At 44.9% G+C, this 12,177-nt stretch carries 7 protein-coding genes; 4 read left to right on the top strand and 3 right to left on the bottom strand.

The annotated features are described in order from the left end of the window. Positions 1–90: 90 nt before the first annotated feature. From H6A28_RS06690 to H6A28_RS06675, 4 genes are all read left to right on the top strand, one after another. Entirely contained in the window at positions 91–3,372 is a 3,282-nt protein-coding gene (locus tag H6A28_RS06690; protein WP_204475073.1) for a TonB-dependent receptor, read from the top strand. A gap of 11 nt (positions 3,373–3,383) precedes the next feature. Further along, on the top strand, positions 3,384–5,156 hold the full coding sequence (locus H6A28_RS06685) for a RagB/SusD family nutrient uptake outer membrane protein (RefSeq protein ID WP_204475071.1): 1,773 nt from the start codon (positions 3,384–3,386) through the stop codon (positions 5,154–5,156). A 28-nt stretch (positions 5,157–5,184) separates the two neighbouring features. Next, positions 5,185–6,558: a glycoside hydrolase family 27 protein gene (locus tag H6A28_RS06680; RefSeq protein WP_204479445.1), complete on the top strand. Its 1,374-nt coding sequence runs from the start codon at positions 5,185–5,187 to the stop codon at positions 6,556–6,558. A gap of 206 nt (positions 6,559–6,764) precedes the next feature. Next, positions 6,765–8,525: an alpha-L-fucosidase gene (locus tag H6A28_RS06675; protein WP_204479444.1), complete on the top strand. Its 1,761-nt coding sequence runs from the start codon at positions 6,765–6,767 to the stop codon at positions 8,523–8,525. An 80-nt stretch (positions 8,526–8,605) separates the two neighbouring features. On the opposite strand, the gene H6A28_RS06670 is transcribed toward H6A28_RS06675, so the two are convergent. From H6A28_RS06670 to cysD, 3 genes are all read right to left on the bottom strand, one after another. After that, a complete protein-coding gene (locus tag H6A28_RS06670; protein WP_072541621.1) occupies positions 8,606–9,712 on the bottom strand; it encodes a sulfotransferase family protein in 1,107 nt (368 codons plus the stop codon). A 23-nt stretch (positions 9,713–9,735) separates the two neighbouring features. Further along, complete coding sequence (cysN, locus tag H6A28_RS06665) at positions 9,736–11,181, bottom strand: sulfate adenylyltransferase subunit CysN (protein WP_430622424.1); 1,446 nt, start codon at positions 11,179–11,181, stop codon at positions 9,736–9,738. A gap of 72 nt (positions 11,182–11,253) precedes the next feature. Beyond that, entirely contained in the window at positions 11,254–12,165 is a 912-nt protein-coding gene (gene cysD / locus H6A28_RS06660) for a sulfate adenylyltransferase subunit CysD (RefSeq protein ID WP_148329772.1), read from the bottom strand. Positions 12,166–12,177 lie beyond the last annotated feature (12 nt).

Below are 12,177 nucleotides of genomic sequence, written 5' to 3'. Positions count from 1 at the left end.
AAGATGTTTCTAAGGAATTTGACAAAAATAGTAAAGATTCCTTGTAAAACACCTTTTATCAGAAGTTTTTAATCTTAAAATCTTAAATTTATGAATTACAGGAAAAAAGCCATGTTAATGGCCGGGGCTTTGCTATGCCTTAATTTGAGCATTTATTCGCAAAGTATATCATTGAAAATGAACAATGTATCGGTAGGAAAGGCAATGACGGAACTGCAAACGAAGAGCGGATATTCGTTTGTGTATATTGCCGGTGATGTGGATACGAATCGTATAGTTTCCATAAATGCCAGCCAGTTGAAAGATGCGGTTGCTCAGATTTTGAATGGACAGAATGTGTCGTATGAGATTCAGGGGAAAAATATTGTCGTTAAAAAAGGAACTCAACGGCGGACTACGACTGTGAGACAGAAAATCTCAGGTTCTGTAAAGGATGTGAATGGTGAACCGATTATTGGAGCTACTGTGATGGAAGGAGGTACCACGAATGGTACAATTACGGATTTTGACGGTAATTTTGTGCTGGAAGTAGCAGATGGTGCAGAACTGGATATTTCTTATATTGGCTATCAGACGCAAAAACTGAAGGCTCAGCCTGGAAAGCTTTTGGCGGTGACACTGAAAGAGGATGCTGAGATTTTGGATGAGGTGGTAGTTGTAGGTTATGGTACTCAGAAGAAAGTCTCCGTCACAGGAGCAATGGCAAGTACCAAAGGTAGTGATTTGTCAAAAGTTCCTACGACCAATATCACGAATACTTTGGCAGGGCGTTTGCCTGGATTGATTTCTTATAACCGGAGTGGAGAGCCTGGATATGATGATGCAGGTTTGCTGATTCGTGGAGCAAGTACTACGGGAGATTCTTCTCCATTGATTGTTGTAGATGGAGTGGCAGACCGTGCCGGAAGTTTGGGACGCCTAGATCCTAATGACATCGAAAGCATTACTATCTTGAAGGATGCGTCTGCAGCAATTTATGGTTCTCGTGCGGCAAATGGAGTTATTTTGGTTACCACGAAACGGGCAAAGTCTGAAAAATTCACGGTAAGTTATAATGGAAATGTAGGTATTAGTTCTCCCACCATATTACCAGACATGTGCGATTCGTGGCAGTATGCTGAATTGATTAATGAAATTACGCCAGGAACTTATTCTGATGAGGCTATCCAGAAATTTAAGGATGGAAGTGATCCGGTCAATTATCCCAATGTGAATGCTTTCGATATTCTGTTGAAACAGGCTGTACAGACGCAGCATAACATTTCGGCTTCCGCAGGAGGGAAATATGTCAGTTTTTATGCTTCTTTAGGATATAAGTATCAGGATAACTATTACAAAAACAGTGCAAGTAACTATAGCCAGTATAATTTCCGTACGAACATAGACTTTACTCCTCACAAGGATGTGAAGATAGGATTGAATGTGGCATTTCGTCAAGAAGACCGAAATTCTCCTATCACAGGCTCTGAAGACATTTGGCGTTATTTGATTAAGTATAATCCGATGGTAAATATCTGGTTCCCGGGTACAAATTACGGAAATGTGTCTTCTAAACAAGATAATTTTTCTCCAGCCACAGGACTGGACGGGACAACAGGCTATCAGCGTGACAGACAATCGTATTTAAATGCAGACTTGACTTTACATTGGGACTTGCCCTGGATTACAGAAGGACTGTCTATTGATGCTGGTTTGTATGTGGACCGTGCCGATGTGTTCTATAAGAAGTTCGAGAAAAAATATTATATGTATGAACAAAGTGGAGATGAGTACATTGCTAAAGAACAAGGTTCCAATATTCTGGACCAGAATATGAACCAAACTTTGGGAGTGACAATGAATGCTCGTTTGAACTATAAGCGTACATTTAATGACGTTCATAATCTGAATGTGTTTGTGGCGTATGAACAGTACCAGAGTCGTTACGATTATATGCAGGCCAGACGTCAGGATTTCATTTCTACGGCAATTGATGAAATTTTTGCGGGAGATATAAACAGTGCCACTAACGACGGAAAAGCATCAGAAACAGCTCGAATGAATTATTTCGGTCGTTTGGACTATGATTATGAAGGGAAATATCTGTTCCAGTTTAACTGGAGATATGACGGATCAGAAAATTTCCCAGCCGGAAAACGATTTGGCTTCTTCCCGGGCGTTTCAGTCGGTTGGAGAGTTTCTGAAGAAAAATTCTGGAAAGAGAATGTTTCTTGGATGGATTACTTGAAGGTGCGTGCTTCTTGGGGACAGATGGGTAATGACAAGGTGGATGCTTTTCAGTATTTGACAGCTTATACATTTGATAATCCAGCTATTTTAGGTGGTGGTATTGAAAGTGGACTTTGGTTGTTGAGAACAGCCAATCCTAATATAACTTGGGAGGTTGCGAATACTTATAATGTAGGTATTGAAACAAGATTTCTGAAGTATTTTAATTTTGAAGCCGATTTCTTTAAGACAAAACGAAATAATATTCTGGCCACTCGTAATGCAGCTATTCCTGAATATGCGGGTTTGACTTTGCCAGATGAAAATATTGGCGTTTGTTCAAATATAGGTACAGAATTGACTTTAGGATTTAGCAAGCAGTTGAATAAGGATTGGACAATCATGGCAAGTGGAAACTTTACCTATAATCATAGTACAATCGATTTCATAGATGAACCTGAAAGTACTTTACCTTGGCAGAAAAGAACCGGTCTTTCTATTGGTACCGATGGAGATATGTATTTGATGTATGAAGCGGATGGAATTTTCCGTACACAGGAAGAACTGGATTCTTATCCTCATTTGGCAGAAGCCAGAGTAGGAGATGTGAGATTCAAGGATATCAATGGCGATAAAGTCATAGATGGTAATGATAAAGTTCGTCAAGACAAGCCTGCGATACCTCGTATTATGTATGGGGTTAACTTGGGCGTAAATTATCGGAACTGGAGCTTGAGCATGTTGTTCCAGGGCGCAGCACAGGTTTGGCAATATACGTTTATGGAAGCTGGAACCATTGGAAACTTTACGAAGGATTTCTATGAGAATCGTTGGACTGAGGATAATATCAATGCAGAATATCCTCGTACCTACAATCGAGATGCAACCGTGACAGGAGGAGGAAACTATAGAAACACATTCTGGTTGAATAATGCTTCTTATTTGCGTTTGAAGAGTATAGAACTTGCTTATGATCTGCCTAAAAGCTGGTTGAAGAATACTCCTATATCTGCTGTTCGTCTTTCTTTGAGCGGATATAACTTGTTTACGATAACGGGTATTCGTAACATCGATCCGGAAACACAAGAGAATAGTCAAGGATGGGCTGCTTGGAATACTCCTCAGTCTAAGGTCTATAATTTTGGTATTAATGTCACATTTTAAATGAGTGCTGTATGAAAAGGTATGTAAAATATATATTGATGGGGCTATTAAGTGTTCCAGTATTTTCTTCATGTTCTGATATTCTGGATAAAGCCCCTTTGACAGAGATTGGAGAAGACCAGTTATGGAAGGATCCTGCGTTGGTGCAGGCATTTGTGAATTCGCGCTATAATCAAGTGGGGCATGGGTGGACAGAATCTATGCAAAGTTCTATAGTGGATGAAACTGAGCTGACTTGGTTGCGTGGTTGCGAAGTACATAATTTTGCACGTGTCAATCCAAGTGACTTGGGCCGAATGAATGGAGGCTGGTATGGATGGGACAATCGTTCCTGGAGCACCAAATGGAATAATATTGCTAATTGTAATATTTTCTTTGAACGGATAGATGAAGTTCCCTTTACAGATGAGGATTTGAAAACTCGTTTGAAAGGAGAAGTTCGTTTTCTGCGTGTTTTTGAATATAATGACCTGATAACCCGCTGGGGAGGAGTTCCCTTGATTACAGAAAGTTTTACGATTGATGATTTGGATAAAATCAAACAGCAGGTTCGTGCTTCCTATAAGGATTGTGTGGATTTTATGGTCAGCGAACTTGACCAGGCTGTGAAGGAATTGCCGGCCAGTTATTCAGGTGATGATTATGGCCGTGCCACAAGTGTGGCAGCAAAAGCCTTGAAATCTCGTATCTTGTTGTATGCAGCGAGTGATTTGATGAACGTGAATGTACAGATGCCGGAGGTAGGGTATACGACCCCCGATCCTCAGCGTTGGGAGAAAGCTGCCACTGCGGCTGAAGAGGCCCTGACAGAGGCTTTAAACAATGGCTATGGATTATTGAGAACTTCTTCTACAGCAACGGAAGATTTGTCTGCCAATTATCAGAATATATTCTTGGATAATACATCTGCCAATACGGAGGTTATTTTTGCCCGAATGGGAACAGCCAGTAATTTGGGCGAAGGACTCTCCTCGTTGGAACAATGGAATTTTCCGAACGGTTGGAACGGATGGGGAGGAAACTGTCCTTTGCAAGAATTAGTAGATGATTATGAGATTGTAAAAAATGGGGTGGCTTCTCGTTTTAACTGGAATAATCCGGAAGAGGCAGCCAGTCCTTATGAGAATAGAGACCCACGTTTTTATGCTAGTATCTTGTATGATGGAGCTTCTTGGAAAGAACGTACGTTGGAAACGTATTTCGATGTAGACGCATCTGGAAATGAAATTGGAGGAGGACGAGATACGAAATATGGTGTGGATAATTGGAATACTTCTCCTACAGGATATAATCTGAAGAAATTCTTGGATGAAGATTATGTAGGTAATTCATACAATTTTAAAGCTAAAAATTGGATCTGGATTAGAATGGCTGAACTGTACCTGAATAAGGCTGAGGCGTTATATCATATAGGTGATGAAGAGGGTGCACGTGATGCAGTCAATGAAGTACGTAATCGAGCAGGTATGCCGGACATTACTTCTACGGGGTCCCAACTTCTGGAAGACATCAAGCATGAACGCCGTATAGAGTTGGTATTTGAAGAGCACCGTTATTTCGATGTACGCCGCTGGATGGAAGCCGATAAGTATTTAGGAAGAACCATGCATGCCATTACAGTAAAGAAATATCCGGATGGACATAAAACGTATGAAGTATCTGCTTTACGGAGTGATGTGGGAGGCGATCGTATTTGGGATGACAAGATGTATTGGCTGCCTATCATGAAATCGGAACGTGACAAAAATCCGAATTTGGTACAGAATCCTTATTATACAGATTAAAAGTAGACAACTTGTAAACTTATTGGATATGAGAAAGAAATTAGCATTGGGCTTGCTTGCCTTGACTCTTCTGTGTGCTTGTACAGAGAAGAAAGAGCCAGAACGAAAAGTCTTTGCCGAAAATGAGTTTAAAGAATGGGCTCAGACTCCTCCTATGGGATGGAATAGCTGGGATTGTTACGGCCCTACTGTAGAAGAACATGAGGTGAAGGCAAATGCAGATTACATGGCTGAACATCTTTTAAAATACGGCTGGGAATATGTGGTTGTCGATATTCGCTGGTTTGTAGAAAATGATAAGGCTGGAGGATATAATCAGACTGACCCACGTTATGTTTTGGATGAGTATGGACGTTATCAACCTGCCGTAAACCGTTTCCCTTCGTCAAAAGATGGTAAAGGTTTTAAGGAGTTGGCTGACTATGTACATCAGAAAGGTTTGAAATTTGGAATACATATCATGCGTGGAATTCCGAAAGAAGCCGTAGCCCGTAAAATGCCGGTAAAGGGAACGGATGGCATTACTGCCGACCAGATTTATTCTAAAGAAAATTTGTGTAAATGGTTGTCAGACAATTATACGGTGGATACGTCCAAGTCGGGAGCACAGGAATATTATAATTCCATCATTAATATGTATGCGGATTGGGGAGTAGACTTCATTAAAGTGGATGACTTGTCAGCTCCATATTATCACAAGGATGAAATCGATATGATACGCTATGCGATTGATCATTGCGGGCGACCTATTGTTTTCAGCACTTCCCCTGGAGAAACGCCTATAGAGGAAGTGGAACATGTGCGTAGCCATGCAAACATGTGGCGTATGGTGAACGATGTATGGGATGTGTGGGGAGATATAGATCATTTGCTTTCTGTGTGTCAGAAATGGTATCCTTATATTGCTCCGGGCACTTGGCCTGATTGTGATATGATTCCTTTGGGACGTATCTCTATTCGTGGAGAGAGAGGAGAGGACCGAATGACTCGTCTCACCAAAGATGAGCAGTACACTTTGATGACATTGTTTACTATTTTCCGTTCTCCGTTGATGTTTGGAGGTGATTTACCCAGTTGCGATGATTTTACGTTATCTCTATTGACAAATGAAGAGGTACTGAAGATGCACAAGGAGTCTGTGGATACGCGTATGTTGTATCGGAAGGCAGATAAAGTGGCTATTACTTCTCGTCATCCACAGACGGGGGCAATCTATCTGGCATTGTTTAATACTTCCAATAACAAAGAAATTCCTGTTAGCGTGGATTTAAAGGATTTAGGAATAGAGGGTACTGTGGAACTCACCAATCTTTGGACAGGACAGAGTATGGGTAAAGCTTCAGGTAAAGTAGAGCAGAGACTGAAGCCTCATGCTTCTATCTTGTGTAAAATAACTCAATGATGGGTTGACGTAATTTGAAAGAAAGAATGGTTCTGGTGTGTATGCATCAGGACCATTTTTTATATTGTATCGATTTCCTCCTATAATTCCACATTTTCATCCTATCTTGGTTCAAGGTTTTCTATCTACATTTGTTTTTGTAAATCGAATAACGGGATTATCCGTAAAAAAGCAAATCGTAAATTCTTAGAAAACGAAAAATAGGCATGAATCAATTTGTAATGTTAGGTTGCTTGTGGCTGGGAGCCTGTGCAACGGCTTTTTCTCAGCAGATTAGTGGGGTGAATTATCAACTGGAACCTATGCCGTCAGTGCATAAACCGCTGCCGGAAAATTCTGTTCCGATGGGGGACAGCCTGACTTTTGAGGAAGTGAAACTGGATTTACCAATTACTGCCGGACCGTATAAGCCCACGTGGGCATCGATAGAGTCCAATTATCCGGGTACGCCCGAATGGTTGCGGGATTCCAAGTTCGGGATATGGATTCATTTCGGGCCTCAGTCGGCTGGAGAGAGCGGCGACTGGTATGCCCGTAAAATGTATGTGGAAGGGACCCCGGCTTACGAGAATCACCTGAAGAATTACGGACATCCTTCGGAAGTGGGCTACAAGGAGGTGTTGCGCGACTGGAATCCGAAGAAGTTCAATCCCAAAGAATTAGTGGATATTTACAAGGAGGCCGGCGCACGGTTTCTGATTATTCAGGGGGTACACCATGATCAGTTCGACTTATGGAACTCCAAGTATCAGGCTTGGAATGCTACCCGCCTGGGACCGAAACGGGATTTGATTGGCGAGTGGGAGAAAGCGGCAAGAGAAGCGGGTATTCGTTTCGGACTTACTTTCCATCATGAATACTCCTGGTGGTGGTGGCAGACGGCTTTTCAGTGTGACACGAAGGGCGACAAGAAGGGAGTACCGTATGACGGACACCTGACATTAGCCGATGGAAAAGGAAAATGGTGGGAAGGACTGGACCCCAGATACCTTTACGGCATTAATCTGAGGGAATACGAAACAGTGGCTGAGGCAGCCAACTCACCTTGGTCACCTCCCAAGGCAGGCATTTTTAGCGGGCATCTGGCATATGCGGAATGGTATGCGAAATGGTGGGCCTTGCGCATGATGGATGCCGTGGATAAATATAACCCGGATTTCATTTATACGGATGGTACGGACCAGCAGCCTTTCAGCGGTTCCGGTACGGGTACTGGATATAAGTGTGATGCCATGCAGCGGGTGATTGCGGATTTCTATAACAAGACACTGGCCCGTCGTGGAAAGGTGGATGTGTTCAGCATTGTGAAGTTCCGCAAGCAGACGAACGGTACGGTGAATACGTGTGAATCGGGAATTCCTGAGAATATCAAGACCGACCAAGCTTGGATTGCAGAAACCCCGGTAGGCGACTGGTTCTATGGCCCGAATTTCGTATACAGTTCAGATGCGATGATACGTTATCTGCTGGAGATTGTGGCGCGTGATGGTTCGGTGGGTGTTTCTATTCCGCTGCGTCCCGATGGTTCATTGGATGAAGGTTGCGTGAAGATGTTGAAAGAGGTCGGCCAATGGATGCGGGTGAACGGACAAGGCATTTACGGCAGTTCAGCCTGGCGTGTATTGGGTGAAGGTAAGGACGGCAAGCTGAATGTGTTGCCGGGTGGATTCATCGGAGGCAGTCAGGCTAATCATATCTTCTATTCTACGGACTTCCGTTTTACGGTAGGAAAAGATAAAGCTTTGTATGCCTGGTGCATGACGGTGCCGAATCCGGGGGAAACCTTGAAGATTGTGTCTTTGGGTACGAACTCCACAGTGGAAAAGAAGAAGGTGACTTCAGTAGAATTGTTGGGTGTAGAAGGTAATAAATTAGAGTGGAAACAGGAGGCAGACGGATTGCGTATTGTGTATCCAAAATCTGCTTCTTTGAAGACGGCTGTAGGGTTTAGAATTGTATGTGAATGAGGAAAGCCGTCTGTAGGGTTTGAAATGAAAAATGCGGGATGTGAGCGTCCCGCATTTTTTTGTAGTATAGTTTGATAAGTTTACAATTTATACCCCCACTGCTCCAAGGCGAATGACCAGTTCTTTTCAACCAGTTCAACGGTCTCGGGCTTGTATTGGTATTTGTTTTTCTTGTACCCTTTCTTTTTGTTGACGTACGCTTCGATGTCGGCACGGGCTTCGTCAAAGCCGGGGATTTGCAGCTTCTGGTAAATCTCCTGCGTCATATCGAAGGCGTTCTTCTCGTAATCCTCAAAACGGACTTCCACCAAGTTACCTTCCGGAATGAACTTCTTGTCAGCTTCGTACTTGTGGTACAGCTTGGCGTAGACAGAAAGGATATTGGCCTGCAGTTCTTCGTTGCTGATGTCCTGCAATTTCAACGGCTGGATGGTGTTGGTGAAGAAGCTGCGGGTCGATTCAAATACCGTGTATGGATTACGCATCAGGTAGATGAACTTGGCGTTCGGGAACATCTTCACCAGTTCTTTCACACGTCCGGTGTGCGGCGGGTTCTTGCTAAGGAACTGCGTGCCGTGGGTGTTCCACAAGGAAATCTTGATCAGTTTGGTGAAGGTTTCCTCAAACACTTTCAGTTCGGCGTCGCTGATGTCATCAAACAACAGGTACTTGTCGGCGTATTCCTGCATGTATTTCGGCAGGAACCAGAAGTTGTAGTACGTGTAAGGCATCATGTTGGCCAGGGCAAACTCTTCTTCCTGTGGAAGGTCGACGGCCAGCTCCATGTTATCGGTCGGACGTTTGTCCGGCATTAGCCAGCTCATGTTCTTCTTGAAGAAGGGCTGTCCCCACATCATCAGGTGCGGAAACACCGTCTGATAGGTGGTGTTGTAGCCAAAATGCTTGTCGCAGGAGAACACGTTGTGCATGAAGGTGGTTCCGCTGCGCCAGTGTCCGAGAATGAATACAGGGTCGTGTTCCAGGGGCTTGTCGGCCAGCAACTTTTCATACCGTTTGTTCTGCAAGGGAACCAGAGTGGACAACAGACGGCATACGGCCTTGGTCAGGCGGTATTTGCCTTTGTACGCCGGGTCGATGGTACGTCCGGCAGTAATCTGGTTGAAGGTCTTCCAGTCGGCTCCTACCAGGGTATTGATGGGGAGTTTATTAAATTCAAGTAGTCCCATAATCTGTTTTGAGGGTTAATGGATTATTTTTTGATTTCCACGGCAATGCCCTGACGTTCCAGGTCTTTTACGGCACGTTCAATGGCTTCGTAATGTTCCGGACCGATTCCCAGTTTCGGCAGGTTGAGGACAGGCAGTTCCATCTGGTTGTGCATGTCTTTGTCGGCCACCTGGTTGATGATCATTCCCACGGCACTGGTGTTGTTGGTAATCGGGTCAATCAGGATGAAGGCACCCGTCGCTTTGTTCTTGGTATAAGGGTCGAAGAACAGTTCCTTGGAAGAAGTCAGTACCACATGGGCAATCTGGTTGAGCTGCATGGGCACATCTTCCTTGGCCAGGCGTCCGTTTTCCACAGACAGGTGTTCCATGGTGTTGATATCTACCTTGTACTTGATGCTGTCAATGCGGGTACGGCTGGTGTTGGTGGTCTGTTTCAGGAAGAAGGATTTTTCCATGTCCATCTTTTCTTCGTCCATCCATACCAGCATGGCTTCGAAGTTACGTCCAATCATCGGCATGTTGTCGGGGTGTACCAGCATTTCACCACGGGATACGTCGATTTCGTCTTCCAGAGTCAGGGTGACAGACATCGGCGGGAAAGCATAGTCGAGTTCTCCGTCGTAGGTTACGATGCTCTTGATGTGTGAACGCTTGCCGGAAGGAAGGGCTACTACTTCATCGCCTTTGTGTACCACGCCGGAAGCCACCTTTCCGCAGAAACCACGGAAGTCGAGGTTCGGACGAAGTACGTACTGTACCGGATAGCGGAAGTCTTTCAGGTTATGGTCATTGCCGATGTGTACGGTTTCCAGGAAGTCCAGCAGAGCCGGTCCTTCGTACCATGGGGTACGGTCGGATTTTTCTACCACGTTGTCACCTTCCAGGGCTGACAGCGGGATGCACTGCACGTCGGGGATACCCAGCGGGGTGATGAAGGCCATGTAGTCGGCTACAATCTTGTCGAACACTTCCTTCGAGTAGTCTACCAGGTCCATCTTGTTGACGGCCAGTACCACGTGCTTGATACCCAACAAGGATACCAGATAGGTATGACGGCGGGTCTGGGTGATGACGCCGGTACGGGCATCTACCAGGATGACGGCCAGGTTGGCGGTTGAACCGCCGGTAATCATGTTGCGGGTATATTGTTCGTGTCCCGGAGTGTCGGCGATGATGAACTTACGGTTATTGGTAGAGAAATAACGGTAAGCTACGTCGATGGTGATACCTTGTTCACGTTCGGCTTTCAGTCCGTCGAGCAGCAGGGCATAGTCGATGTGTTCGCCGGCGTTACCCATACGCTTGCTATCGCGTTCCAGGGCATCGAGCTGGTCTTCATACAATTTCTTACTGTCGAACAGCAGGCGTCCGATCAGGGTGGACTTTCCGTCGTCGACTGAACCTGCGGTCAGGAAACGGAGCAGGTCCTTTTGTTCATCTTTTTTCAGGAATTCCTCGATAGACATCTTGCCTCTGGCTTCTCCTTCCATCGGGTTTCCTGATTTGCTTTTATCTAAATGTTCCATGTCGTTGCGTAATTAAAAATATCCTTCACGTTTCTTTTGTTCCATACTGGCTTCCTGGTCGAAGTCGATGACACGGGTAGTACGTTCACTCTTGGTGGTGGTCATCATTTCCTCCACAATCTTTTCGATGGTGTCGGCTTCGCTTTCAATGGCACCTGTCAGCGGCCAGCATCCTAAGGTGCGGAAACGGATTTTCTTCATTTCAATCTTGTCGCGGTATTTTTCCGGAAGACGGTCGTCATCGGGCATAATCAACTGTCCGTCGATGTTGACCACCGGACGTACCTTCGCGAAATACAACGGTACGATGGGGATATTTTCCAGACGGATGTACTGCCAGATGTCCAGTTCGGTCCAGTTGCTCAGCGGGAACACACGGATGCTTTCTCCTTTGCGGATACGTGCATTATAGATGTCCCAAAGTTCCGGACGCTGGTTCTTGGGGTCCCACTGGTGGAACTCGTTACGGAAAGAGAAGATACGTTCCTTGGCACGTGATTTCTCCTCGTCACGGCGTGCGCCTCCGAAGGCCGCATCGAATTTGTATTTGTCGAGGGCGTGCAGCAGGGCCTGGGTTTTCATCAGGTCGGTGTGTACCTTACTTCCGTGAGTGAAGGGGCCTACGCCTGCGCGGAAGGCTTCCATGTTGCTTTCCACAATCAGGTTCCAGCCGTATTTTTTAGCGTATTCGTCGCGGAACTGAATCATTTCCTTGAATTTCCATTTGGAATCGATGTGCATCAGTGGAAAAGGTACTTTTCCCGGAGCGAAGGCTTTTTCTGCCAGACGGACCATGACGGATGAGTCTTTTCCGATGCTGTAGAGCATCACCGGATTCTCAAATTCGGCAGCCACCTCACGGATGATGTGAATGGACTCGGCTTCGAGTTCTTTTAAGTGGCTCAATTTGTATTCTTCTTGCATGGCTATATAATG

It is taken from the genome of Bacteroides mediterraneensis (genome assembly GCF_016900355.1).
Lineage (GTDB): Bacteria > Bacteroidota > Bacteroidia > Bacteroidales > Bacteroidaceae > Phocaeicola.
This window is presented reverse-complemented; position numbering and strand designations above follow the sequence as displayed.

Excerpts from the sequence above, each read along its gene's own strand:
- H6A28_RS06690 (WP_204475073.1), top strand. The coding sequence starts at position 91 with ATGAATTACAGGAAAAAAGCCATGTTAATGGCCGGGGCTTTGCTATGC.
- H6A28_RS06685 (WP_204475071.1), top strand. The coding sequence starts at position 3,384 with ATGAAAAGGTATGTAAAATATATATTGATGGGGCTATTAAGTGTTCCA.
- H6A28_RS06680 (WP_204479445.1), top strand. The coding sequence starts at position 5,185 with ATGAGAAAGAAATTAGCATTGGGCTTGCTTGCCTTGACTCTTCTGTGT.
- H6A28_RS06675 (WP_204479444.1), top strand. The coding sequence starts at position 6,765 with ATGAATCAATTTGTAATGTTAGGTTGCTTGTGGCTGGGAGCCTGTGCA.
- H6A28_RS06670 (WP_072541621.1), bottom strand. The coding sequence starts at position 9,712 with ATGGGACTACTTGAATTTAATAAACTCCCCATCAATACCCTGGTAGGA.
- cysN (WP_430622424.1), bottom strand. The coding sequence starts at position 11,181 with ATGTCTATCGAGGAATTCCTGAAAAAAGATGAACAAAAGGACCTGCTC.
- cysD (WP_148329772.1), bottom strand. The coding sequence starts at position 12,165 with ATGCAAGAAGAATACAAATTGAGCCACTTAAAAGAACTCGAAGCCGAG.